Annotated in this window: 25 protein-coding genes; 1 reads left to right on the top strand and 24 read right to left on the bottom strand. The window is 61.6% G+C overall.

The annotated features are described in order from the left end of the window. Positions 1-2: 2 nt before the first annotated feature. From ACS7SF_RS09440 to ACS7SF_RS09340, 21 genes are all read right to left on the bottom strand, one after another. Positions 3-179 carry a hypothetical protein gene (locus tag ACS7SF_RS09440; protein ID WP_439889544.1) on the bottom strand — a complete coding sequence of 59 codons (177 nt, stop codon included), beginning with the start codon at positions 177-179 and terminating at the stop codon, positions 3-5. A 161-nt stretch (positions 180-340) separates the two neighbouring features. Continuing rightward, positions 341-1,555: an EAL domain-containing response regulator gene (locus ACS7SF_RS09435; RefSeq protein WP_439889543.1), complete on the bottom strand. Its 1,215-nt coding sequence runs from the start codon at positions 1,553-1,555 to the stop codon at positions 341-343. 938 nt (positions 1,556-2,493) lie between these two features. Beyond that, positions 2,494-3,300 (bottom strand): MetQ/NlpA family ABC transporter substrate-binding protein, encoded by an 807-nt coding sequence (locus tag ACS7SF_RS09430; RefSeq protein ID WP_439889542.1) that lies wholly within the window; start codon positions 3,298-3,300, stop codon positions 2,494-2,496. A gap of 141 nt (positions 3,301-3,441) precedes the next feature. Beyond that, a complete protein-coding gene (locus tag ACS7SF_RS09425) occupies positions 3,442-6,258 on the bottom strand; it encodes a DUF4118 domain-containing protein (RefSeq protein WP_439889541.1) in 2,817 nt (938 codons plus the stop codon). 600 nt (positions 6,259-6,858) lie between these two features. Further along, positions 6,859-7,473, bottom strand: coding sequence for a potassium-transporting ATPase subunit KdpC (kdpC, locus tag ACS7SF_RS09420; protein ID WP_439889540.1), 615 nt, complete (start codon positions 7,471-7,473; stop codon positions 6,859-6,861). 15 nt (positions 7,474-7,488) lie between these two features. Then, positions 7,489-9,684, bottom strand: a complete 2,196-nt coding sequence (gene kdpB / locus ACS7SF_RS09415) for a potassium-transporting ATPase subunit KdpB (protein ID WP_439889539.1) — start codon at positions 9,682-9,684, stop codon at positions 7,489-7,491. Between the two features lie 34 nt (positions 9,685-9,718). Then, complete coding sequence (gene kdpA, locus ACS7SF_RS09410; RefSeq protein WP_439889538.1) at positions 9,719-11,491, bottom strand: potassium-transporting ATPase subunit KdpA; 1,773 nt, start codon at positions 11,489-11,491, stop codon at positions 9,719-9,721. A gap of 19 nt (positions 11,492-11,510) precedes the next feature. Then, a complete protein-coding gene (gene kdpF, locus ACS7SF_RS09405) occupies positions 11,511-11,600 on the bottom strand; it encodes a K(+)-transporting ATPase subunit F (protein WP_004628487.1) in 90 nt (29 codons plus the stop codon). Then, positions 11,597-11,722, bottom strand: a complete 126-nt coding sequence (locus ACS7SF_RS09400) for a hypothetical protein (protein ID WP_439889537.1) — start codon at positions 11,720-11,722, stop codon at positions 11,597-11,599. The genes kdpF and ACS7SF_RS09400 overlap by 4 nt, the downstream gene beginning before the upstream one ends. A gap of 35 nt (positions 11,723-11,757) precedes the next feature. Then, the gene (locus ACS7SF_RS09395) at positions 11,758-12,555 is read right to left on the bottom strand and encodes a TorF family putative porin (protein ID WP_439889536.1); all 798 of its coding nucleotides are present in this window, start codon (positions 12,553-12,555) and stop codon (positions 11,758-11,760) included. A 289-nt stretch (positions 12,556-12,844) separates the two neighbouring features. Beyond that, positions 12,845-13,111: a hypothetical protein gene (locus ACS7SF_RS09390; protein ID WP_439889535.1), complete on the bottom strand. Its 267-nt coding sequence runs from the start codon at positions 13,109-13,111 to the stop codon at positions 12,845-12,847. Positions 13,112-13,894: 783 nt separating this feature from the next. Then, positions 13,895-14,332 (bottom strand): hypothetical protein, encoded by a 438-nt coding sequence (locus ACS7SF_RS09385; protein WP_439889534.1) that lies wholly within the window; start codon positions 14,330-14,332, stop codon positions 13,895-13,897. Beyond that, entirely contained in the window at positions 14,326-14,928 is a 603-nt protein-coding gene (locus ACS7SF_RS09380; RefSeq protein ID WP_439889533.1) for a peptidoglycan recognition protein family protein, read from the bottom strand. Before ACS7SF_RS09380 ends, ACS7SF_RS09385 begins: the two co-directional genes overlap by 7 nt. Before the next feature lie 23 nt (positions 14,929-14,951). After that, a complete protein-coding gene (locus ACS7SF_RS09375; RefSeq protein ID WP_439889532.1) occupies positions 14,952-15,434 on the bottom strand; it encodes an Hcp family type VI secretion system effector in 483 nt (160 codons plus the stop codon). A gap of 94 nt (positions 15,435-15,528) precedes the next feature. Further along, on the bottom strand, positions 15,529-15,786 hold the full coding sequence (locus ACS7SF_RS09370; RefSeq protein ID WP_439889531.1) for a hypothetical protein: 258 nt from the start codon (positions 15,784-15,786) through the stop codon (positions 15,529-15,531). A 446-nt stretch (positions 15,787-16,232) separates the two neighbouring features. Then, positions 16,233-16,550, bottom strand: coding sequence for a hypothetical protein (locus ACS7SF_RS09365; RefSeq protein ID WP_439889530.1), 318 nt, complete (start codon positions 16,548-16,550; stop codon positions 16,233-16,235). Between the two features lie 157 nt (positions 16,551-16,707). Then, positions 16,708-17,217: a pyridoxamine 5'-phosphate oxidase family protein gene (locus tag ACS7SF_RS09360; protein ID WP_439889529.1), complete on the bottom strand. Its 510-nt coding sequence runs from the start codon at positions 17,215-17,217 to the stop codon at positions 16,708-16,710. 233 nt (positions 17,218-17,450) lie between these two features. Continuing rightward, a complete protein-coding gene (locus tag ACS7SF_RS09355) occupies positions 17,451-18,278 on the bottom strand; it encodes a hypothetical protein (RefSeq protein ID WP_439889528.1) in 828 nt (275 codons plus the stop codon). A gap of 57 nt (positions 18,279-18,335) precedes the next feature. Beyond that, the gene (locus ACS7SF_RS09350; RefSeq protein ID WP_439889527.1) at positions 18,336-18,737 is read right to left on the bottom strand and encodes a hypothetical protein; all 402 of its coding nucleotides are present in this window, start codon (positions 18,735-18,737) and stop codon (positions 18,336-18,338) included. A 221-nt stretch (positions 18,738-18,958) separates the two neighbouring features. Then, positions 18,959-19,288 (bottom strand): hypothetical protein, encoded by a 330-nt coding sequence (locus ACS7SF_RS09345; protein ID WP_439889526.1) that lies wholly within the window; start codon positions 19,286-19,288, stop codon positions 18,959-18,961. Between the two features lie 64 nt (positions 19,289-19,352). Then, positions 19,353-21,326: an APC family permease gene (locus ACS7SF_RS09340; RefSeq protein ID WP_439889525.1), complete on the bottom strand. Its 1,974-nt coding sequence runs from the start codon at positions 21,324-21,326 to the stop codon at positions 19,353-19,355. A 505-nt stretch (positions 21,327-21,831) separates the two neighbouring features. Between ACS7SF_RS09340 and ACS7SF_RS09335 the strand changes: the two genes are divergently transcribed. After that, positions 21,832-22,257, top strand: a complete 426-nt coding sequence (locus ACS7SF_RS09335) for a universal stress protein (protein ID WP_439889524.1) — start codon at positions 21,832-21,834, stop codon at positions 22,255-22,257. Position 22,258: 1 nt separating this feature from the next. On the opposite strand, the gene ACS7SF_RS09330 is transcribed toward ACS7SF_RS09335, so the two are convergent. The 3 genes from ACS7SF_RS09330 to ACS7SF_RS09320 form a co-directional block, all read right to left on the bottom strand. Next, positions 22,259-22,813: a GNAT family N-acetyltransferase gene (locus ACS7SF_RS09330; protein ID WP_439889523.1), complete on the bottom strand. Its 555-nt coding sequence runs from the start codon at positions 22,811-22,813 to the stop codon at positions 22,259-22,261. 133 nt (positions 22,814-22,946) lie between these two features. Beyond that, positions 22,947-23,213 (bottom strand): PAAR domain-containing protein, encoded by a 267-nt coding sequence (locus ACS7SF_RS09325; RefSeq protein WP_439889522.1) that lies wholly within the window; start codon positions 23,211-23,213, stop codon positions 22,947-22,949. 23 nt (positions 23,214-23,236) lie between these two features. After that, positions 23,237-25,498 carry a T6SS effector phospholipase Tle3 domain-containing protein gene (locus ACS7SF_RS09320; RefSeq protein WP_439889521.1) on the bottom strand — a complete coding sequence of 754 codons (2,262 nt, stop codon included), beginning with the start codon at positions 25,496-25,498 and terminating at the stop codon, positions 23,237-23,239. Between the last annotated feature and the right edge of the window lie 4 nt (positions 25,499-25,502).

The raw sequence follows: 25,502 nt of genomic DNA, 5'->3' as shown, positions 1-25,502 counted from the left end.
CCTCACGTGAGCGCAGCCTGTGGGTGGCCTTGTGCAAGGCGCCGCCAGTCGTTGACGAGTGCGCGTCGCTGGTTCGGGGAGGCGAAGACGAAATGATCGATCTGCGAAAGCAACGTCGCCTGGGACGCCGCATCCAGCTTGGCGAGCATCAACAGAATGGAATAGATCGGGGCCGACATGAGAGGGGGGGAGGACCAACAGAAAGTTGGCCCGTACCATACGCACCCAACGTCACCTCGGGCATCAGACGTTTCTTAGTTTCGACGTCTCGTAACCTTTCGGGGCAGAAGCTATTTCAATCAGTGCTGCGGAAAACTAAACGGCTCCGCAGCATTGCTTGCTAGGCGGCCGCCTGCACGTGCGCCAAGAACGCCGTTGTGGACAGGGGCGCCGCCCACAGGTAGCCCTGTCCCGTCGCACAGCCGAGTGTGCGTAGGGTCTGGCGCTGCGCGTCGGTCTCCACGCCTTCGGCAATGCACTCGAGATGCAGCGTGCGCGCCAGTTCGATCATGGTGCGGCAGATCACGCCGCGCTGGCTGGTCTGGTCTACCGCCGCCGTAAATGAGCGGTCGATCTTGAGGATGTTGAAAGGCAGGTCTGCCAGCAGCTTGAGCGTGGCGATGCCCACGCCAAAGTCGTCGATGGCCAGCGGATGGCCCAGCAAACGCAGACGGTTGAGCACGATGGCGAGCTGCGTGGCATCGGGCACCGGTGAATCTTCCGTCAGCTCAATGGCGATGGCGGCGGGCGAGATGCGCGCCTCGCGCACGGTCGCCTCGATGCGCTCGATGGTGCCGGGGCGGCTGAGCGTCGCGGCCGAGGCATTCACGCCAATCGCCACCGGATGCGCATGCGCGGTCAAGGCGTGCTGCACGCGCACGCAATGCTCCAGCACATGGAAGAACAGGCCATCGGCCAGCCCAAGCGCCTCCAAGCGCGGCACGAACGCCGCCGGCGATACGCGCCCGTGCACTGGATGCATCCACCGGCACAGCGCCTCGGCGCCAACGATCTGGTTGCTGGCGAGATCATGCTGCGGCTGCAAAACGACCTCGATCTGCTCCGGCGTGTCGCCGATTAGCGCGGCGAGTTCGTCATCGGAAAAATGCGGCGCGCTTGCCTGCGCGGTGGGCACCGATTCGCGCGCATGCGCGGCGGCTTCCTCCAGCAGCGGCAGCACGTGCGCGGGGCGCAGCGGTTTGTGGATGCCATGGGGGCTCGCTAGGCCAATCGCGTCAGCCAGGCTCACGTGCGATTCGACAATCGGCGCATCCATCGCGCTGACCCACGCCCACACGGGCGCCTGCCGCGGAAAGACCTGGCCGGCGCGCAGCCGCATCTGCTCCATCAGTTCGGGGCCGTTCATGCCGGGCATGTCGATGTCACACAGGACAAGGTCGACATGGCAGAGCTGGAGCAGGTAGAGCGCCTCGCGGCCGTCGCAGGCGGTCAGGATCTGCTGGACACCCAGCGTGTGGAGCAGTTGCCGGGCAGCGGCCCGTTGCACGGGGTGGTCGTCCACCACCAGCACGGCGAGTTGCGCGAAGCCTTCCATCGGCCAGTCCTTATTCTTGTTGGTATGGGGCGGAGCGCATCCCGTTTGCGTTTCGTGACATCCGCCCGTGAGCCGACATTGAAACACCGTGCGCGAGCGTTGTCAGGGTGTCTGGCAGCGCGCCGAGCGCGGCGCCAGAAAAAACAAAGCCCGCGCAGCTTTTCAACTGCGCGGGCCTTGAGATTCCCCCAACCTTTTGAGCTTTCCGGCGCCGGTGTCGACGGCGTCGGGATGTCAGAAATCGTGCCCGAAAAAAATGAAGCCCGCAACAGGGGCGGGCTCAAAAGGGGGGGAGTGCTCTCTAAAGAGAGAGCAAGGTGAAGTTTAGTGAAGGTTGGTTTGTCGGACTGTCCGGGCTTCGCCGAATCGCTTGTAGGACAAAGGCTGACGCAGATCCGCGATGTTAGCGGCATAAAGCATGGGGTTGCGCACACATCCGCCACAGGGGCGTGATTCAAACGACGCTTTGAAGGTTGTCCATCACCCAGCGCGGATATGCTGGAAAAACCACCCAAAACGCATGCTTGAAAAAAATGCACGTTGCGATCCGGCAACGTGGCGATCTGTCAGAGCAGAGGAAATCAGCGTAGCCGGAATCGGCTAGGAGGCAAGGCCGCGCCATCGAGATGCAATCGGGCGCGCCAAAGAAAAAAGCCCGAGCACCAGGTGCTCGGGCCACAATCCACCAAGGAGGGTGGAGGAGACAGTTCCCACTATAGCGAATCGTTTGCTGCGATGCAATAAGGTAGAACTACTTAATGTAACGAGAGACTACAAGCGTTGCCAGGGCGCCACGCTCGCGAAAACGATTGCAAGGGCAACGGGATGACGCAACGCAACAAAACGACGCGGCGCGCCCGGAAGTTCCTCACTCCCGTGGCGCGCCGCGCGCAGTTTCCGAAGATTAGCGTAAGTATCCGCTTACTTTTTAGGCAACATTAAAACGCCGGCAGGATCGCGCCCTTGAACTGCGTGTCGATGAACTTACGCACCTCTTCCGACTGGTACGCGTGCACCAGCGTCTTCACCCAGGGCTGGTTCTTGTCTTTCTCGCGCACGGCGATCAGGTTGGCGTACGGGCCTTGGCGGTCTTCCAGCGCAATCGCGTCCTTGGTGGGCGACAGGTTGTTCTTGACCGCGTAGTCCGTGTTGATGGAAGCGGCGTCTAGGTCATCCAGCGAGCGCGGCAGCTGGGCCGAATCCAGCTCGATCAGCTTGATCTTCTTCGGGTTCTCGACCACGTCGCGCGGGGTGGCGTTGTTGCCGTTGGTGCCCGCGCCGGCCTTGAGCTTGATCACGCCGGCCTTCTGCAGCAGGAGCAGCGCGCGGTTGCCGTTGGACGGGTCGTTCTGAATGCCGACCTTGGCGCCTTCCTTGAGCTGCGCCAGCGACTTGATCTTCTTCGAGTAGAAGCCCATCGGCGCCACGTAAGTCAGGCCCACATTGACGATCTTGTAGTGGCGCGCCTGGATCTGGCTGTCGAGGAAGGGCTGGTGCTGGAAGCCGTTGGCGTCCAGATCACCCGAATCGAGCGCGGGGTTGGGCTGGGCGTAGTCGTTGAACTCGATGACCTTGAGGTCCAGGCCGTCCTTCTTGGCGACCTTCTGCACGACTTCCCAGATCTGCGCGTCGGGGCCGCTCATGGTGCCGAGCTTGATCTGTTTGGTGTCGGCGTTGGCAGCGGTGGCAACGGCAAGGGCGATGGCCGGTACGGCAAGGCGGGCCAGGCGGGAGAACAAAGACATGGAGAAACCTCGTGGATTTATCGTGGATTGGAACGAAATCCGCCCGCGGGTAGCGGGCGGTGTGACGCAATCCTGTCATACGAGGTGCACGTAACAGAACGACTTTTTCGGCATGTCCATATGCCCCGCAACAGTGCGGGGTTAAGCCGTGAGCGCGCCATCCTCCACACGCGGCGGCTCGGCGGCGGGCAGGGCGACGACGAAGCACGCCCCGCCATCAACGGGTGCCTCCACCCAGATGCGACCGTGATGCGCGTCGACGATGGCCTCGCACACTGCCAGCCCCAGACCGACGCCGGTGGTTGCCGATTCCTTCTCGCCCCGCGTGAATTTCTCGAAGATCGTCCGCACCGCGCCCGCCGGCACGCCGGGGCCGTGATCGCGCACGCGCAGGTGCAGTTCGTTGCCGCGGGTGTCATTGGAAACGATCTCGCCGGAGATGTGGACCTCCGTGCCGGTGGGCGCGAACTTGCCGGCGTTCTCCAGCAGGTTCGACAGCACGCGCTCCATCAGCGGCCCATCGCAGCGGATAAGCGGAAGCGCGGCGAGGTCATCGACCACCACGCGGTGATCAGGCAGCGGGATGGCCTGTAGTGCCGCGCCGACGAGTTCCTCCATCGACTGCCACTCCAGCCGCAGCTTGACGTCCTGGTTCTGCAGCCGCGCCATGTCGAGCAGGTTGGTGACCATCGTGCGCATGCGCTGCGCTTGCTGGCCGATGGCGGCGGCGGCCTCGGCCTGGAGCGCGGGCAAAGGCGGCTGGGTACGCAGCAGCGTCTCCGCCATCCCCACGAGCCCCGTGAGCGGCGTGCGCAAATCGTGCGACACGGCGGCCAGCAGCGAATTGCGCAGCCGCTCCGATTCCATGCGCACCAGGGCATCACGTGCCACCTCCACGTAATGCACACGCTCGATGGCGATGGCGATGAGCGTGGCGCAGGCGTCGATCTGGCGGCGGTTGTCGGGCTGGGTGAGCACCTGGAAGGTTTCAGGCTCCACCGCCAGCACGCCGCGAATGGCCATCGGCGCCTTCAGCGGCAGATACAGCACCGAGCCCGATGGCAGCGTGTGCGTGCCGGTGCCGGCGGGCTGGCCGTGCTGATAAGTCCAATCGGCCAGTACGCGGTCGAGGTTCGACATGCCCGTGGGGGTATCGACAGCGCCTTCGGGCCTGGCGATCTGCGGCGCGCCCAGGCGGCCATCCAAGCCGACGAAAAAGAACGCGCAGCGCCCGCCAAACGTGGCGTTAACGAAGCGACCGCCAATGCTGACGATCTGGTCCAGCGTGAGCGCGGCGGACAGCTCGCGCGCCGCCTCGTACAGCGCATGCGCGGCGGCCTCGCGCTGCACGGCCACTTCGGCCTGTTCACGCAGGCCGGCGGTGAGCTGGCCCACCAGCATGCCCACCGCCAGCATCACCGCGAACGTCAGCAGGTATTGCACATCGCTCACGGCAAACGAGAAGCGCGGTGGCACAAAGAAGAAATCGAACAGCGCCACCGACAGCACCGACGCCAGCGCCGCCGGCCCGCGTCCGTGGCGCATCGCCACCGCCACCACGGCCGCCAGGAAGACCATGACGATGTTGGCGAGGTCGAACACCGGCCGTACCAGGCTGGACAGCACCGTCGCCAAGCCCACGTAAACGCATGCGGCCACGTAGCCCGGCTTGAACACGACGGCCTGCGCGTCGGCGGCGCGTTGGGCGTCGCTGCGCACATCGGCACGGCCGACCTCTGCGGCACGCGGTGTGAGCTGGATATGCGCCGGATCCGCCGCCGCGCGGATCACGTCCACCTCGGGGCAATGCCGCGCCAGCGCTTCCGCAAAGTCGCCGCTGGGCAAGCGCCGCTCCAGCCCGATGGCCAACCGCAGTGCCACGACAACCGCACGCGGGGAGCGCCAGCGCTTCTGCGGCGGACGCCCGATCACCGCCTTGGTGATGTTGTGGCGGCGGATGTAGCCGGTGATGGCCTCCACCGCATTGGTGCCCGCCAGCGTTTCCACCTTCGCACCCGCGTCTTCGGCCAGCTTGAGCAACGCGTGCAAGCGCTCGGTGCGCGCATCGGCGGCGCGCAGATGCGGCATCACCACGGCGACGGCATGCCAATCGCATTCGAGCTGTGCGGCTAGGCGCGCGGCACTGCGGATCACCTGTTCGCTGTCGCCCTGCGGGTCGAGGCACGCGACGATGGTTTCGCGCGTACGCCAGACGTTTTCGATGCGGCGCGCGCGGCGGTAGGCCTGCACGTCATCGTCGACGCGGTCGGCGGTGCGGCGCAGGGCCAACTCGCGCAGGGCGATGAGGTTGCCCTTGCGGAAGAAGTTGCGCGCCGCGTGCTGGGCCTGTTCGGGCATGTAGACCTTGCCCTCAGCCAGGCGGCGCAGCAGTTCATCGGCAGGTAGGTCGACGAGGATGACTTCATTGGCACTGTCGAACACCGCGTCGGGCACGGTCTCCCACACGCGGATGCCGGTGATGCTGCCGACGGCCTCGTTCAGGCTGTCGAGGTGCTGGACGTTGACGGTGGTCCAGACGTCGATGCCGGCGGCGAGCAGGTCTTCGATGTCTTGCCAGCGCTTCGGGTGGCGGGAGCCTGCCACGTTGGAGTGGGCAAGCTCGTCGACGAGGATGAGGGCGGGCTTGCGGGCGAGCGCGGCGTCGAGGTCGAACTCGGGGAGGGTGCGGCCTTTGTATTCGATCTGGCGGGTGGGGAGGTGCTCCAGGTCTGCGACCAGCGCGGCGGTTTCTGATCGGCCGTGGGTTTCGACTAGGCCGATGATGGTGTCGATGCCTTGTGCACGTGCTGCCTTTGCTGCGGACAGCATGGCGTAGGTTTTGCCTACGCCTGCGGAGGCGCCGAAATAAATGCGCAGCTTGCCGCGGGCGGCTTGCTCTTTGCCGGATTGGAGTTCGGCTAGGAGTGCGTCTGGGTTCGGGCGTTGGGCTTCTTGCATGCGTCTATTTTGGTTGTTTTTGTGCCCGTGGTGCATCCCCCGTTTCATCCCCTGCCGGGGCTGACTCACTTTCTTTGTCTTGCCAAAGAAAGTAAGCAAAGAAAGGCGCACCCAAGATGGCGAAAGACTCCTTGAATTTATGTCGCAGAGAGGGGAAGGGAAAAACTCGCTTCGCTCAAACAGTTTCCCTTCCTTTTTCCTCTCTGCAACAGAAATTCAAGGCGCCATCTAGGGCAGGGGTACAGCACACCATCGATTGCCAGTGCGCTACTTCGTCTTGCACGCAGCTGCCATCAGCGCCCTATAACCACTCGCCTTTTCGCTCGCGCTGGTGCCCCGCCGGTTTGGCCTTTGACGTTCCTGCCCTTGATGGCGCCTTGGATTTTTGTTGCGAGGAGGATAAAGAGGGGAGGCTTGTCTGAGCGCAGCGAGTTTGCCTCCCCTCCCTCCTCGCGACAAAAATCCAAGGAGGGGGTCGCCATCTCGGGCGCGCCTTTCTTTTGCTTACTTTTCTTTGGCAAGACAAAGAAAAGTGAGTCGGTCCCGGCAGGGAACGAAAGGGGGGTGGACCACCAGCATCAAAGCCGGTGGTCCACACAATCACTTCAAATCATCCAACGCCAGATTCAGTTCCAACACATTGACCGTCGCCTCACCAAACAGCCCAAGAATCGCCCCCTTGGTGTTTTCAGCCACCACCTTCCGAACCGTCTCGACCGGCATGTTGCGCGCCTTCGCCACACGCTCAACTTGGTACGCCGCAGCCGCCGGGCTGATATGCGGGTCCAGGCCACTGCCCGAAGCCGTTACAAGGTCCGCCGGAATCGGCGCCGTATTCGTCGGGTCCGCTTCCTTCAGCGCCGCAATGCGCGCCTTGGCCGCTTCCGTCAACGCCGGGTTGCTCGGGCCGAGGTTGGAACCGCCAGAAGCCTGCGCGTTATACGGGTTCGGCGCGGTAGCCGAGATGCGCCCCCAGAAATACTGCGGCGACTCAAAGTTCTGCCCGATCAACGAAGACCCGACGGCCTTGCCATGACGCTCAATAATCGAGCCCCCGGCCTGCGCCGGAAACAGCGCCTTGCCAACACCCGTCACCACCACCGGATACAGCACCCCGGTAATCAGCGACAGCCCAACAAACACCACCAGCGCCGCGCGCAACAGCCCACCTTGTTGCGGCACATCCGCCTGAACAGTTTGAGTTGTGGTTGCCATGAATGCACTCCTTCCTTACACCCAGCCCATCGCGGCCAGGAACATGTCGATGATCTTGATGCCCGGGAACGGCAGCAGCAGCCCGCCCAACCCATAGACCAACAGATTGCGCCGCAGCAGCGAGGCTGCTCCCAGCGCGCGGTACTTCACGCCCTTGAGCGCCAGCGGAATCAGAAACACGATGATCAGCGCGTTGAAGATCACCGCACTCATCACGGCCGATGCCGGCGTGGCCAGATGCATCACGTTCAGCGCCGCCAGCTGCGGATACGTGGTCGCAAACGCGGCCGGGATGATGGCGAAGTACTTGGCCACATCGTTGGCGATCGAGAACGTGGTCAGCGAGCCGCGCGTCATCAGCATCTGCTTGCCGATCTCGACAATCTGGATCAGCTTGGTCGGGCTGGAATCCAGGTCGACCATGTTGCCGGCCTCCTTGGCGGCCTGCGTGCCGCTGTTCATGGCGACGGCGACGTCGGCCTGTGCGAGGGCAGGGGCATCGTTGGTGCCGTCACCCGTCATGGCGACGAGGCGACCTTGCGCTTGTTGCTCACGGATGAGCGCGAGCTTGGTCTCGGGCGTGGCCTCGGCGATGAAATCATCGACACCGGCTTCGGCGGCGATGGACGCGGCGGTGAGGCGGTTGTCGCCGGTGATCATCACCGTCTTGATGCCCATCTGGCGCAGCTCGGCAAAGCGCTCGCGGATGCCGGCCTTCACGATGTCCTTCAGCTCCACCACGCCGAGCACGCGGTCGTTGTCGGACACCACCAGCGGCGTGCCGCCTGCGCGGGCCACGTCATCCACAGCGGTGGACACGGCTTCGGGAAACTTGCCAGCGAGCAGCGTGACGTGCGTACGAATGGCATCGGCTGCGCCCTTGCGGATCTGGCGTGCCTCGCCGTTGTGCCCAACGTTGATACCGCTCATGCGCGTTTGCGCGGAGAAGGCGACGTACACAGGCTGCGTCTTCGACAGCGCTGCCTCATCGATGGACGCTTCGCCCAGGTTGCGTGCGAGTGTGACGATGCTGCGGCCTTCCGGCGTTTCATCGGCCAGCGACGACAGCCATGCCGCTTCGGCCAACTGCTTCGCCGTGACACCGGGTGCGGGAATGAAGCGCGACGCCTGACGGTTGCCGTGCGTGATCGTGCCGGTCTTGTCGAGCAGCAGGACATCCACGTCACCGGCGGCTTCCACCGCGCGGCCCGAGGTGGCGATCACGTTGGCCTGCATCATGCGGCTCATGCCGGCCACGCCAATCGCGGAGAGCAAGCCGCCGATGGTGGTCGGGATGAGGCACACCAGCAGCGCGACGAGCACCGTGATCGTGATCGGCGAGCCTGCCTTCATCGCTTCCACCGAGAACAGCGAGTAGGGCAGCAGCGTGACGGTGGCCAGCATCAGGATGATGGTCAGGCTCACCAGCAGAATCGTCAGCGCGAGTTCGTTGGGCGTCTTCTGGCGCTTGGCGCCTTCCACCATCGAGATCATGCGGTCGAGGAAGCTCTCGCCCGGATTGGCGGTGATGCGCACGATGATCCAGTCCGACAGCACGCGCGTGCCACCCGTCACCGACGAGAAGTCGCCGCCCGATTCGCGGATGACCGGAGCGGATTCGCCCGTGATGGCGCTTTCATCGACCGAGGCGACGCCTTCGATCACTTCGCCGTCGCCGGGGACCATGTCGCCGGCTTCGATGAGGACGATGTCGCCACGGCGCAGGGCGGTGGCGGCGCGCGATTCAACGCGGTCACGGCGGCGCGCATCAGACAACACCTTCGCCTGCACCGTGGTCTTGATGCCGCGCAGCGATGCTGCCTGCTGCTTGCTGCGGCCTTCGGCCAGGGCTTCCGCAAAGTTGGCGAACAGCACGGTGAACCACAGCCACACCGATACGGCGAGGATGAAGCCCGCAGGGGCCTCCGCCTGGCCGCGCAGCGCCATGGCCCACAGGATGGTGGTGAGGATGCTGCCGATGTAGACAACGAACATCACTGGGTTCTTGGCCTGCGCGCGCGGCGACAGCTTGCGGAAGCTGTCGACAATGGCGGGCTTGACCAGCGCCGACGAGAACATCGACAGCTTGCGCACCTCCTTGGCAGACAGCGGTGCGTGCGGCGTCGCGACGGTCGTGGTGGCCGTGCTCGGTTCAAGCTTGTGCTTGACCGTGCGCACAGCCGGTTCAGATTCTGGATAACGGATAGCCATAAGGCACCTGTTGATATGGAGTTTGCAGCGCGCGTTAGCGTGCGAGGTGTTCTGCGATGGGGCCGAGTGCGAGCGCCGGGATATACGTGAGCGCGCCCACCAGCAGCACCGAGCCGATCAGCAGCACGACAAACAGCGGCCCATGCGTGGGCAGCGTGCCGGCGGTCACGGGCAAGCGCTTCTTGGCGGCAAACGTGCCCGCCATGGCCAGCACCGGCACGATGATCCAGAAGCGGCCCAGCCACATCGCAATGCCCAGCGCGATGTTGTAGAACGGCGTGTTGGCAGACAGGCCCGCAAACGCGCTGCCGTTGTTGTTGGCGGCGGACGAGAAGGCGTAGAGCACTTCCGAGAAGCCGTGCGTGCCGGGGTTGAAGATGCCGGCCTTGCCCTGCGTGACCACCACGGCGATGGCCGTGCCCACCAGCACCAGCAGCGGCGTGACGAGAATGGCGATGGACGTCATCTTCATCTCGAACACCTCGATCTTCTTGCCGAGGTATTCCGGCGTACGGCCGATCATCAGGCCCGCAATGAACACGGCCAGGATGGCGTACACCAGCATGCCGTACAGGCCCGAGCCCACACCACCGAACACCACTTCGCCCAGTTGCATCAGGAACATCGGCACGAAGCCGCCCAGCGCGGTCAGCGAGTCATGCATCGCGTTGACTGCGCCGCACGATGCCGCCGTAGTGATGGTGGCAAACAGCGCCGACGCCACGACGCCGAAGCGCGTTTCCTTGCCTTCCATGTTGCCCACGGCCTGATCGATGCCGAGGTTGGCGAGCATCGGGTTGGCGTGCAGCTCTGCCCACGCCAGGAAGACGGCGAGCACCACAAACAGCACCGTCATGGCGGCGAGCACGGCCCAGCCTTGGCGGCCATCGCCCACCATGCCGCCGAACGTAAAGCACAGCGCCGCCGGGATGATGAAGATCGCCAGCATCTGCACGAAGTTCGTCAGCGCGTTCGGGTTCTCATACGGGTGCGCGGAGTTGGCATTGAAGAAGCCACCGCCGTTGGTGCCGATCATCTTGATCGCCTCTTGCGACGCGACCGGGCCCATCGGCAAGGTCTGCGTTTGCGTGGTGGCTTTCTCGGTGACGGGGTTGCCTTGGGCATCCTTGATCGGCTGACCGCTGGCGTCCATCTTCGGGTTGTCGTACGTGGTGGCGGTGACGGTGGTCACCTCCTTGTAGCCATCGAAGTTCTGGATCACGCCCTGGCTCACGAAGAACACCGACACGATGATCGACAACGGCAGCAGCACGTAGACCGTCGAGCGCGTGAAGTCGACCCAGAAGTTGCCGATGGTCTTGGCCGAGTGGCGCGCAAAACCGCGGATGAGCGCAATCACCACCGCAATGCCCGTCGCTGCGGACAAGAAGTTCTGCACCGCCAGGCCGAGCATCTGCGTGAGATAGCTCATCGTGCTTTCGCCCGAATAGCCCTGCCAGTTGGTGTTGCTCACAAAGCTGACCGCCGTGTTGAACGACGAATCCGGCGTGACCGCACCAAAGCCTTGCGGGTTGAGCGGCAGCCACTGCTGCGCGCGTTGCAGTGCATACACCGCCAGCGCGCCCAGCACGTTGACGACGATGACGGCGGCGGCATAGCGCTTCCAGCCCATCTCTGCCTGCGGGTTGACGCCTGCCACGCGATAGAACAAACGCTCGATGGGGCCGAGCCAGTGCGTGCGCGACGGTTTGTCACCAAACACGCCGGTCATATACGCGCCCAGCGGTTTGGCCAGAACCAGCAGCACGACCAAGTAGATCGCCAGCTGGAGGAGGAACGCATTCATGGTGTGCCTCGCGTTGTTGTTAGAAGCGTTCGGGCCACAAGAGGGCCACAAACAAATAGACGAGCAGGACCACCGTGATGGCCCCGGACAGCACATAGAGCCAGGTCATTGCTGTTTCTCCATCGCGTGCGTGGTGGGTTGGTCTTTGGTGGCAAGCCGGCCAGAGAGGGCGAGCAATCCGCCCACTGCCGAGGCCAGCACCGCGAGGCCGGCGAGATAAACGAAGTCCATATGCGCTCCCCTTGTCAGTCAGTTGCGGGTGATGGTCAGAACGTCTTGGTCACGGCCAGCAGCGCCGTGGCCTTGCCCATGTAGTTGCCGCGCGTGTTGGTGTAGGCCAGGCGCGAAGCATTGGTGTCGAGGTACGCCAGCGACGCCGTCCAACCGCTGCCGAAGTCCTTCGTCACGCCCACCTTCCAGTCGGCATACGACGTGCGCACTGCTTGATGCGGCACCTGTTGATAACCCGCGTGCAGATTCAGCGTCAGGCCCCAGAAGCCGGTGTCGAAATTGCCCGACAGATCGAAGTACTGGCTGTGATGGCTATCCGCAAAACCGAACAGGTTGGAGAACGCGTGCGAGTACTTGACCGTCACCGGCCCGTAGCCGATCTGTGCATAACCCTCGGTGGTATGCGGGCGCGTGTAATCGCTGGGGTAGCTGCCCGGGTACCAGTACTGCAGCACGCCCACATCAATGGGCACGTCCTTCATCAGCTCGGTCTTGTAGCCGCCGTAGAAATCCATCTCGATGGGCGCCGACACGTTGGGGTTGGAATCCCCCAGCCAGCTGATCGACGAGTTCCAGTTGCCGACGTAGAAACCGTTGGGCAATGCGTAGTCCACACCACCCTGAATGGCGGGCTTGTTGTTGGTCTGCATGAGACCGCGATAGCGGTACTGGCTGGCCAGCGTGACGTTGGCCGTGAGCGGGCTGGCGGGTGCAGCGGCGGGCGCTGGAGCGGCGTCAGTGGACTGCGCAAAAGCGGCCGCGCTGGACAGTGCTGCGGTACAGAAGACAACGCCACCGATGACGGTGGCGTGCAAAGAAACCTTGGCTTGCATGGACCTTTCCCTTGTTGTTTTGGGTGCCGCATGGCCCGGCGCGCGTATGCGCCAACTCGGGCCGGATGCGGCTTGCAGGCAGGCTCCCGTCACAGGGCCTGCGTGCAGTGCAACAGTAGGGAAAGAGGGGTAAAAACGGGGTAAAGGTTGGGGGGAGGGGTGTAAACGGGGTGTAAAAATGCGCTGTTGCGGAAGAACCCGCCGTGATCTCTAGCCGCCTTTCAAGCATGCGCAAAATCACCGGCGGCATTCGCAGGACACCGACGACTTTCTTTTCAGTCCGAAATCGTCAGACTCCGCTGATCATTTTCGCCAAACCGACCACGTTGTCGACCCGGTCCTTAATAGCCGTGACGAGCTCTTCAGGTGCTTTCGGATCTGAGTAAGCATTTCTCAGAGAGTGATGCACCGATTGACTGAACGAATCCATAGTTTCTGCGTCTGCTTTGCAGAAACTGGCCACCAACGTACTCAATATCGCGAGGTCCGCAATTTCGATTCCCACTTGGGTTTCAGGCTTCCTGCTGATGTGAGCTTGAATTTCCTCTGTTGACATATCTATTCTCCTACAAAGATATACGGGCAGTGCCGTAGAAAAAAGTCTGGATTCGTTAGTTACACCGCTTCATTGCACCGGGATTTTCTGAAGGCGGGGTAAGTGCAAACTAAAGGAGGATGGTTGATCGGGGACACCACTAGAAACAGTAGTGCCGTGCTTCATTGGCTACCGTCCCTATCAGCACTCGAGCTCATCACTAAGGCCGTACGTGCAGGCAAATGGGTCGTACCACTTGTTAGCTTTCCGCATTAGATGAACCCCATCCCCAGCATCCCAAGACAGCACGGCTGTTCCGCTTGAGTACAGTCTCCAGCTTCCAAAACTCTTGTTGTCGTTGAACGATATCGTTCCCTCTGCATAGCACGGTGAATATCTGTCGTGGTTCATAAAAACACTCGGAACCGGATAAGACTTTAAGAAAAAATCCCGCAAGCTCTTCTCTGACGGTCGAAACTTAGGACATAAATTGGCTGCCACTACGTCGTTCTTGTCCAAGTTCTGACCTACCTTCTCGATAGTTATTTTTCTTATTGATCGCTCGCCCTTCGCTCCAGCATAGCCGAGCTGAGACACCATTAAGAGTGCCATAATCACGCCCCCTTTTAGAGGACGCGTCTGTGGCCTTAATTTCATTTTTCTGTACTCCCTTCGGTAACGTTCTTTCGACCAATTTCGAAGTGTCGATAGATCTCTTCCATCGACACTCCAAGGCGGAGATAGGCTCGGCAACAACGGCACCCCAAAAGCTTTGGCACCGCAACCGGCTATCAGCCGAACCGGTCAGCACTCGCCCTCATCGCTAAGGCCGTAGCTACAAGCGAACGGGTCGTACCACTTGTTGTGCTTGTAGAACAAGTCAACGTAGTCCCCTCTTGTCCATGTAATCCCGCTGGTTCCACTCGACTTTAGCCGCCATACCCCTTTGCTGTTATCGCTGAACTCAATCGTTCCTGTTGCGTAACAATCAGAGTACCGTTCGGTTGTGCCGATATAGCTTTCTACGGGATAGGCGTTGTTGAAGTACCTGTGCAGCTGCTTTATCGTTGGCCGGAATCTCTTACAAGCACTGACAATCGCCTCGTCTTTTTGGTTGACGCTCTTTCCAACCTCTGTAATGGTGATCTTCTTCACCGTTCTGGCATAGCCGTGCTGAGCAGCGGTCAGCGTAGCGAAAAGAAATAGCGCCTTAATCGCATATCGCAATTTTCTTTTTACCATTTTGCACTACTCGCTTCAGTTATATTCTTCCGACCAATTTCCGAGTGCTTATAGATTTCTTGCGAAGAAATATTCAGCACGGAGGTCAGCTCTTGAATTAGCCATCGCAACGAAGCATTCTGCTTGTCTGTCACAGATTCGTAGACCTTTTCCTTTCCCGGTGCCGGCTCAATAGCCAGGCCGACAAGCTCGATCCCAATGGAATCATTGTTGGAAGGAAATCTGGCCGGAAAATCTTTTTGCATCTCGTGCCTCGTTAGAGCACTTGGATTTCTGGAAGCAGAGAATGCGGACTTGATTTCAGCAGGAGTGCATTTCTTTGTCACAAGACACCGCGACTGCATCTTCCCAACGTGGTTGGTTCTCCTATAAAGAGAAGCTGTTTGATAGACGGTACCGTCTTTGTCAATCAGGAAGTGCGCTCCGTTTGCTCCCTTTCCTTGATAACTATTGAACGTGCTGTTCGCGGTGGAGCTATCTGTCTGATGAACAACAATCCCATTCACCTTACTCATCCGGCTTCGCTCGATATTCGGAAAGATCCTCACCTTGATCCGCTCATCATCCACAATCCCGTGCTCTGAAATAAAAAGCATGTCGCCTGTCTCCGCTGTCGTCGTTAGATGGCCTTGTTCGCCTTGATGTCGTACCCCACGCTCACGGCGCCTGCGCTTCCGCCCTGGGCGTTTTGAATGACGTACTCCTGTTTGACGCGGGCAAATGACAGACTGACTTGTTCGCGCGGTGCCCTCATGTTGGTGTTGCACACCGTCTTCACACGGGAAACCAACACGTCTTCCATCGTGATTTTCAGAAACTCCAGGGGCGTGCCACCGGCCTTTCTCGCGACAAGCACGGCTTCGCTAACGTGCTTACCGGTCAGGCAGTGTTGAACGAGGTTGGGTGTCGCGCGATCAACGTAGTGCTCGATCACCAGATCGTGGACAGTGCACTTGCCCGCGCCTCCGCCGGTGCCGGCGTGCATGCTGGACGGCTGCGTGACGTCCCAATTCCAGCTTAAGACGTCGATTTCGTTGGGATGGCGTGAATCCATTGCCTCTCCCTCGATACCGGTCAATTTAAGAAAGATGTCCTGCGCCATTTCATCTCCACTCTGTTTTTTATTTCGGGAGAAGCAACGTAGCAGGAAGGAAAAGCCCGGTTTGCAAAGATTTGCTGCTCGAAGAAGCAGCTTTTCATTCGGAGAGAAGAGCGGACTCAGCGCTGCGTGTTTCGATTTCATCCTGAACCGTGAGCGCCCGATATGCGCCTTCGGCATAGTCCAAACAGGTCCACAGATATTCCGCCTGCCGTGTTTCGTCGAGTGAGCGAAAGTGCTCGAACCCATCGGCGTACAACATGCTCAAAAACGCCCGCAGCTTCGATAGCTTGTCGAACAACTCAGCATGCGCCTCATAGCGGCGAATATCGGGAACGGCTTGGGAATCTGTCATGGCGATGTCTCCGTCGAACTGAGGAAACTCGCCACCCGGGGGGAGGGGTGGGCGAGCACTGACAAGGTTGGAACCCGAGTATCGTCACTCGATCGGCGCGAAGCCGTCCCTGCCAGGCTCGCCCATAAAGGGGGAGCGGCCACGGGAGATTGACGACAAGGACCTATGCTCGGTCCCTGCCGGACGATACCGAGGGTTCCAATCCTCGGCCGCTTTCTCTCATGGCACGAAAGCGGCACCGGGAGCATAGGGGCCGCCTTCCAATGAAGCAATGCAGAACGGGACAAATCAGACTTTGCTGATGCGCTGCGTCCCGTGGAGCACGAGGCGCGCATTATCGCGCAGCGGCTGTAACGTTGCGCGCCACTTGGCTCAGTTTTGCGCACCGCTTGGCACAACGTAGGGCATAAAAAACTGCCCTTTCGGGCGGTCCGCTTCCTCTAGGGTCAGCTCGATTCGAGGCCGACTGACTTCACCGGCATCCCCCTGCGTATCCACTCCTCATACTCGACCAGAATGTTGGTGTCGATGGCCCAGACGACTACCAACACGTTCAGAGCAGCGATCACGGCGACAGCCCATAGCCCCCGACGCTCAAGGCGGAACACGAGCGCCAACAGAACAGACACAACCGCCGGCACGTCGAGATAGTGCGGCGTCAGACCCACGTGGTTCACGTCAACAAAGAACACGCGATACGCCACGTACAGAATCGACATTAAGGCGGGCAGCGCGGCGATCAGGGTGAGTATCTTCGCCTTCATCTTGATGGGTTAAAAGTCAGATCAGGGTATGCCGAGCCGGCACCAAGTTGACCGTTCTTGCCTGAGTGGTAAGGGTGCAGATACTCGGCCTTCCGCGTCTCAGGATGCACCGTCGGTCGGTGGTGAATCGTCGGTCTCGCTGCCGCGATGCCGGTTGTCAGAACGGCGCTGGTTCACCGTCGGTGGGAAACGTTTGATGTGCTTGCCAGCCGTCGTCCTTTCGCGTCAGTCGAACTGAATTGAGGCCCAAAGGCGCTGGGGCGACCCCTCGCTTGAGCGACCACAGTTCAATCCAGACAGGTGCGCAGGTCACAGCGACCGCATGGGGGTCGTCCGGCCCATTGGGAAACCACCTGCGCAGTGACTCTTTCCAGATGCGTTGCTTCAGTGCGGTCTCCCCAGAGACTGTCGGGGCAGTTCCGATGGTGACGTATCCCGCGTCGGCCATGCTGAGGAAGGACAGGCTGATCGTCTTCCCTTGGCGAATCTCCGACGCTTTGCGCGTTCTCGAATCCGTCATGAACCGAATAGAGAGGTCTTGCTCGATCTCCAAGATCTCGACGACTCTGGAGTTGATCTGACCAGAAGCATCGATTGAGGACACAAAACAGAAGCTGCAATTGCTAACGATCTCGTGTGCGTGCTGAAGGAGCTGACTGGCATTCATGATTGAATCGCCCCGGCTTTCGAGGAGGCTGGTTGGTTTGAGTTGAGACCGTTGCGGTGGTCTCGCTGGCAAGTTGCCGCCAGCAGTTTGCCCCAGCTTCTGCCGGCCGGATGTACCCGATGGGCCAAACCGTCGGATGTGATTAAACCAATGCGCCCATTGCACGGCGCCCTGAAATCGGGATGGATCGGAGGCGGTAGCGCGACAACGAAGCGCGAATACCCGACGCGGGGTTATTTTCTCGGTGGCTCGAGCTCGGAGCTCGGCTCGCGGAGCTTTCTTCTCAGCAATCCGTGGCAGAGGCCTAGGTTGTCGAGCAGGCCAATCATGTCATCAAGCAGCCTGCGGTCTTCTGCGTCGCTGAGTTTCGCGCGATCCGCTTCGAGCTTCTGGCGAAGCTCTTCTTTGTAGAACGGTTGGAATGCCCGCTTGAGGGTCGGCAGCGTGTCGGCCATGGCCTTGAGCACCAGTGATCTGCCTGCTGCAGAAAAGCCGTGTTCCGCGGTGAGCATGACTTCGGCATCCCCCAATGTTGACGAGTAAGCGGTTTGCATATCCTTCATGCTGGCGACTCGGGTTGCGTACTTCTCATCTCTCGGGACGGTGGATATCAATGCGTCCACCAGGCCTAGGCCCGCGACGGCGACGTGAAGCCGGTAGGCCACGATCGCGGCGGTTTCAAGCTGCGTCTTCCCAGCGCGGTCGCGAGGCGAATCCAGGTACATCGTCATCAGCGTATTGATGCCGATGGAAAGGGCGAGGTAGTCCCCAAACTGCGTCTCCAGCGGCACCGAGGGATCGCGGTAGAAGTCCAGGTTTTCCACGGCCGTCATGCGGTTGAGCACCGCCGCCCCATTGCTATCCGAGAAGCGGGGAAGGGGCGCGGCACCCGACTCCAAGACATTCACGGCTTGGGTGTAGTCGGCACCGGTCCATACGCGCGAGGGCGTGGGGATGCCGGCTTTGATGTAGAGCGAGGGGGTATCGCTCTTGTCGGTCTGGGCGATTGCCGGCTGGGCAAGGCTGAGTGCGAGGGCGGCGAGGAGGGTGGTGAGGCGCATTGCGTGATGGGTGTCGGTGCGGGGTCAGTTGTGCTGGTTATTTGCACAACATTTCACTTAAGTGGAGAGCAGGCTCGCGACGACCTGCTCGGCTGCTTGCCGTGCAGCGTCCGCAACCTCCTTCGGTAACGGCCACTCGGTGCACGGCACGGTTTGTTCATCGACGTATGTCTGCGTCGCCAGCATCACCGAAGACGTCACTTGCACGACATCAATGCAGTGCCCCGACGCAATATCGAGGCTCGCTTTCGCCCGTGCCATTTCGTCCAACACGTGGGTCGCATCTTCAAAGTCGGTGGTTGGCCTCACCGCCAACGAGGCGGCCAGCGCGAGCCCGTAGGCTCCAATCTGTCTTCGGGTTTCAGGGCGCTGATAGCGCGGGATGAGGTCTTGAATATCGGCCAGCGAAGCACATGCGATGGTTTCGCCAGGCACTTGAATATGGACTACGTGTGTCATGTAGAGGGTGTCGTTACTGACCGGATGCGCGCACGAGAGGATACACATGCAATCCCGAACGCCATCGGGCCCTTGTAGACCGAGTCGGCAGGAACGCTCCGCGCGAGAGTGTCAGTATTTCCGTGTTCGGGGCGGGGGGGGGTGTGATTCACACGGACGGTCGAACGAATCGCTCCCTGCGCCGGACCTCGTCATTCGCGGCGCAGAGGACCAGCAAAGCCTCAACCCTTCGACACCGGCTTCAACTCCCACATCGGCAGGTAATTCATGATCGGCCGCTCAAACGTGCCGCCCTTGTCGATAAAAGGCTTGCCCGAATCGAGCATCGGCTGGAACGTATTCAGTTGCTTGGCCGCGTCCAGGTCGGTCCACAAGCTCACGTTCGATAGCGACGAGGTCGCCTCGTCTTCACCCACATAGAAGGCGATCAATCCGCGCATCGCCTCGATACCGGGCCGGAGCACCGGTTCGAGGTCGTTCATCATCTGCCGCATCTCGGCAAACTTGTCCGGGGGGCATCGAAGAATCGAGACTCTGACGACTGGCTGCATGGGAAAGTCCTCTCGTTGAACTGCGTGGAAAGACAGATTGGCAAATAGCGTATCCCTGCCTCAATTACCCCACGTTCATCGGCAACAGCACCATCTGCTTGCCCTGCACGTGTAGCCGCGTCTGGATCTCAAGCGGCGTCTGGTTGTGTAACCAGGCGGTCAGGAAGTTGACCTGTTTGAAGATGAGTTTGCTGGCAAAGCACACGCTGTTCGGGAAGTCGTTCATCGTGGTTTCGGCCAGGCGCGTGAATTCCGCAATCGGGTGCGTGCCGAAGGCGATGCGGTAGTCCGCAGCCATGCCGTGGCGCCGGCAGTGCGCCACGTAGTACGCCAACGATGTGCTAATGGTCTGGCGCAGGTGGTCCAGATGTTCCGCGCCTTCATAGCTCTGTGCGTCCACCTCACCCACGGCCAGGAAGATCACGTTCTTGAAGTGGCCGGGAAACAGCCGGTTCACCCACAGCAGCGCGTGCATGCTCGCCCCACGATGCTTGCCGACCAGCAGGATGGCCGTCGGCTGTGAAGGGTCTGGCTTGGCCGGGGCACTGCTTTCGTCCACCGCAGGGGGCGCTCCGCCAAACAACGCATCTTCCTTGGCGATCAGTGCGCGCGTTTCGTCGTAGTGCCGCCGGATCAGGAAGCACAGCGCCACGACCGCACTCGTGACCAGCACCGTCAGCCAGCCACCCGCCGTGAATTTCTCGACCAGCGTGATGACCAGCACCGTGCTGGTGACCGACAGGCCCAGGGCAGACAGCGCGAAGTGCTTGAGCCAGTTGCCGCTGTCCTTGCGGCGGCGCCACCAGTACGTGCACAGGCCCAGCAGCGAGAGGCTGAACGTGAGGAACACGTTGATGCTGTACAGCACCACCAGCACGGCCACCTCGCCGTGTGTCCACAGCAGGATGATGACGCTGGCCACGCCCATCACGATGATGCCGTTCTGCCGCACCAGCCGCGTCAACAGGTCACGGAAATGGCGCGGCACCCAGGAGTCTTGCGCCATGTTCGACAGCACGGCGGGGCCATCCAGAAACCCCGTCTGCGCCCCCACCAGCAGCAAGCCCGCCTCGAACGCCAGCACGGCGGCCAGCAGCCCACTGCGCGCAAGCGTGGAGTCGAGCCCCATGTGGTTGATCACGCTGCCAAACACCACCGCGTTGAGCGTCTGGCCCTCCACCGGCTTGGCCTGCCACAGCATGTACAGCAGGATGATGCCGCCCGCCGTAAAGGCCAGCGACGTCGCCATGTACAGCATAGTGCGCTTGCCGGCGGGCACGCGCGGCTCGGCCAGCATGTTGACGTTGTTCGAGACGGCTTCCAGGCCGGTATAGGTACCGCCGCCCATCGAGAACGCACGCATCAGCAAAGCGAGCATCACCAGCGGCCCAAGCGCCTGCGACATGCCATGCGCCTCGTTGACGGCATCGGGCACGACCGTGACCAGATGATCGCCATGCACGGCCACGCCATAGACGATCAGCCCGAGATGCAGCACCACGAAGCCGATGAAGATCGGCAGCAACACCAGGATGGATTCCCGCATGCCCCGGAAGTTGAGCCCGGTCATCAACACGACCAGCACGATTTCCGTGCCGAGCTTGAACGCTTGCGCGCTCACGGGCAGCAAGCTGAAGAACGCGTCCACGCCGCTGGCCAAGGAGGTGGCGACGGTCAACACGTAGTCCACCAGCAGCGCCGCCCCGGACACCAAACCCGGACGCGGCCCAAGCAGTGCCGTGGCTACCCGGTAGCCGCCCCCGCCGGTCGGAAACAGCTCGATCACCTGGTTGTAGCCCAGCGCGATGATGAACACCGTGGCAGCCGTGGCCAGCGCGAGGAATAGCGCCAGCGGCGTGTGCTGGCCCAGCGCCAGAAAGGCTTCTTCCGGGCCGTAGCAGGAGGAAGACAACCCATCCGCCCCCAGCCCGACCCACGCCAGCAACGGCGTCACCGCAATGGCATGGCGTGTGCGCGGGTCCAGTGGGTCCAGTGGCTTGCCGACCAGCAGTTGCCACATCTTGGTCATGGTCGCCATGGCGTCTCCGTGCAGCGGATGGTCTTGTGGGGCCGGGTTGGTTGTACTGCTCAATCTAGAGCAGCCCCCGCACAAATGCCACCAATGCCTGCTAAGGCGGCCTTTGCTCGTGAACTGGCTTGAACAGGGCATCCATGGTGGATTGTTTACGCGATTTTTTCACGCGCAGGTGATCTCTCTACACGTTTTTGACGGTCGGCTGGCTACGCTTCAGATGTCACCACTACCCAGGCGCGGTGCGCCATCACCGAAATGGAAATCCTATCCAGATGGTTGCTCGGCATCGGAGCCATGGTCGCCGTCATCGCATTGTTCGTCGCTGTCTACCTCACGGATCGGCGCGCGGAGGAACGCTATGGTCGCGCGATCGACCAGCATGGGGCCTCGGACTCGAACACGGCGGACCTGTCTTGACGAAGCGCTCAGAGCCCAACTTATCCCGGCACCAGCAGGCGATCACCCGACTCACCCTGCCGCCGGCCGATCAACGTGATCAGACTTCGCAATGCTGAAACTTCTCGTGCCAGTTAACGGCTCCCGCCACGCGCTGGATGCAGTGCGCCACGCTGCCTTCCTCTGCCAGGACCGCTGCGCGTCAGACATCGTGCTGCTGAATGTGCAGTCGCCAATCGAAGGCAGTCGCGCCAGCGCTTACCACTCGTTGGAAGCGCTGCGCCAGCTTGAAGAACAGGACGGAGAGGTCGCGCTTCGACAAGCGCGCGCCATCCTGGACGACGCCGGGGCGCGCTACGTGGCGCAAGTCCGAGTCGGCCGCATTGCCGAAACCATCGTGCAAACCGCAGCCGCCAACCAATGCGACATGATCGTGATGGGTTCGGCAGCGCGCACACTCCTGGGCTCTCTGATGAGGGCGAGGCTGTCGAATCAGCTGGTACGCCTGTCGCGCATTCCGGTGACGCTGGTGCGGTGAGTCAGCGTGGTGGGGTAGAGCGCGTCGGCGGATTCGATGAGGTCTCTGCCTGGCGAACAAATCGCGCCATAGAGACATCCGCGATATATGACCCGTCCGGCAACCGTATGCGGCGCTCAAACCGGCCTTCTTCTACGAATCCAAAGCGTTGGTACAAGGCAATCGCGCGAGCGTTGGTTGCCCGGACGCGAAGCTCCACCTTTTCGACATGCGGTTGGCTTGCCGCCCAGTCCATGAGTGCCGTCATGAGCGCCGTGCCAATTCCGCGCTCCAGGTGTCCGGGGTGAACGACGATCGTGAGGCTAACGACATGAGAGAGCGCGATCAGCGTCATCGGCTCCAGCAGCGCGTGGCCCACCGGCGCACCGCCGCGTTCGGCCACGAGATACACGCCGCCTTGCTGGACGAACTCGATCTTTCGTTCGAATGCCTCAACCTGCAGCTCGTGGGGCCGTGATATCAGCAACCCTGGCGTGAGGGCGGTGGCTTGTTCTGCGGCGCAGAGCATGGCGGCGTCGCTTTTCACTGCGCTGCGGAGGGTGGTGTGTTCTGTCATGTTGACGTGAAGGGGAAGGAGACCAGCCCTCTGGAGGCACGTAGGGTATGTTTACGAAAGGCTACGCCTTCTGCCAAATGCGACATGCCAAAGAAGCGAGTCCATTGGCACCGCTGCCGCAACGCCGGCGAGTTCACGCTTTGCCAAAGCCGCTCACGGTCGCAATCAACGTCGCGCCACAAGATGTTTTGTGGCCCTCAAAGGCAACGGGCACACCGTCCACCTTGAAATTCTCATCGCCTTCGACGATGACGCAATCGTCATGACCCGCGTGCGGGCAAGAGCACCGATCGCCCTTGCGCGCGACCGGTACACCATAGACCTTGAACTGAGGGGCGGAGGTTTCGATGACCTTGCCGCCGTGGTCGGTGGGATCACCAAGGCGAATGATTTGGGGCATAGCGTGTCGGGTAAAGGAGGGTGTTAAGACAGACTCGTGCCGCCACGGCTGCCGTCGGTTGCAAACGCATCCGCATTGGCAGCGTGCGGTGCCTGCTCGGTACTGGCCAGACGCCACACCGTGGCGGTATTCCAGACCGGCTGCTCGCCCTTGACGCGTTGCCACAGTGAAGGCTCACCCGCCACCGCCACCTTGGGCATGATTTGCCCCTCGCGGATGAACTGGCGCCGCTCGCCGGCGACGGCGCCGGCTTCGTCGCATTGCCACCAGCCCGTTTGCGGGCAGGCGTAGCCGGTGACAACCGGTTCTGCGGAGGCGACAGACGTGTCCCGCTGCGGGTAGGCCAGCGTGCGATCTACACCAGGCGGCGGCTCGCCCGGCTCGGGCTGGTGGCCCTCATCGTTTTGCAAGAAATACGGGTCGCTGCATTTCCAGTCCGCCAGGGCCTTGAGATAGGCCCAATAGGCTTTATCGGTGTAACTCTGGTTCAGGCCCAGCGCCAGGTCCCACGCCATCACGCCGCGCACGACGAATTCGTTTTTGGGCAAGGTGCTGTGGTTGGTCAGGTTGTGCTTGGTCTTGACAAAAGCGTCTTCCGCCTCGGTGATCGTCTTGTAGACCGGGTAACGTTTCCCATACACGTTGACCTCCATGCGCACCACTTCGTAGTTCGGGCCGTAGACCTGGTCGTAGGCTTCCACGTCGCGGGCATCGCCGCCGTCGACTTTCGGACGTAGAAAGCCCCGGTATTCGTGGAAGTCCTTGAGGCGTCCGTCCCATCCCGCCAGATTTTTCCAAGCGGGCTGTCCATCCGACCTCATAGCCTGCTCCATGTGCTCGCGCAGCGCGGCATCGGTCAGCCACGGCACGGTCGGCGCATTGATGTAGACGGTTTCCTCGTCGTCTTCCGGAGGGGAATAGAGGCCATAGACGCCGGCCGCTTTTTCTGACGGCGGAATCCAGAATTCCGTGCGCTCCCTGCCGATTTCTTCGCCCTCGTCATTTTTGGTGATGGCAAAGCTCTTGGCACAGGCGGCGTACGAGCATTCACCTTTGCCCGCTTCGATGTTCTCCGCGAACATGCGCACGCGCAGATTGGAAGCGCCCACGCGGCTCCGCTCGGCCTGCGTGAGTGCGCGCCAGCCGATGGAGCGGAGCACGCTGGCACCCATCACCCGGTCGTGCGGGTTGGCGTAGACGTAGAACTTGCCGAACGCCTCTCGGTCGAGCAGCGGTGCGCGTGCTGGCGTGCAGAGGCACTGCGCCTGCTGGTTGGCTTCGCTAAATGCGTCAGCGTGCTCGCCTGCTTCCTTGATTGCATCGGCCACGGCCTTGAGCGTCGCGAAGCGCGCCGGCTGGCTGACCACGTAGTCATTGCCAAACTGCAAGCACTCCATCAGGCCACCAGGTTCGTTCAGGCTGAAGGGGCTGTTGCAAACGAATAGCGCTTCCGGTCCGCGCACACCCTGCTCCTTGAGCATGAGCGTGGCCAACATCGACACCATGGTTCCTTGGCTGTGGCTGACGATGTTGATGGTCTCGTGCGGACTGTTGCGACGCACAGTGGCGACCAGGTTGGCCAACCGGCGCGCAGCGTGCACGTAGTACGTGCGCGGTGGGGCCTTGGTCAGGTAGCGGTCGGTAATGGGGTTCAGGCGCTGGAGATCCTGCGTGAAGCCCTTGTCCTTGCGGTACATGTGCCACAGCCCCGAGGTGCCGTTCTGGAAGGGGCCGCCGCCCCAGGCGTCGTCTTCGTCCAGCGCCACCGGGTAGGCACGCAGTTCGGGGTGATGTGTGTCTTGATAGTCGTGCGCGCTCGGTCTGCCGTAGTCGCCCTTGCGGGATTTGAAGCCCCAATAGAAGCGGATCACCGGGGAACGTGTGACCAGATAGTCAGAGTTGGCCGCAGTCTGGCCCACTTCAAAGTGGGGGCGTGTGCGTTGCATCGGGCGGTCGAGGCTGTAGGTGTAGTTGGGGTCCTCTCTTTTTTCGACAGCCGGTTGTAATTCGACGGCGGTCCCCCAACGCCCTAGCCGGTCATTGAGGCCGGCGCAGATATGTCGTTCGGCGTCGTAGTACCACTCGCCCTCACTGTTGACGCCGTGCACGAAGATCACCAGGCACGGTAGCGGGTTACGCTGGCGGGCCACGGGCTTACCCTCATGCTCGGGGCCATCAATGCCGCAACCAAGTTCGAGTGTGAGCGGGGTGGACTCGTACTTGAGCGGCACTTCCGCGAGCGTATCGACCTTGGGGGCGAATTGCTGGAATTGGGGGGCTTTCACGGGC

The organism is Ralstonia sp. 25C (genome assembly GCF_051904805.1).
GTDB lineage: Bacteria > Pseudomonadota > Gammaproteobacteria > Burkholderiales > Burkholderiaceae > Ralstonia.
This window is presented reverse-complemented; position numbering and strand designations above follow the sequence as displayed.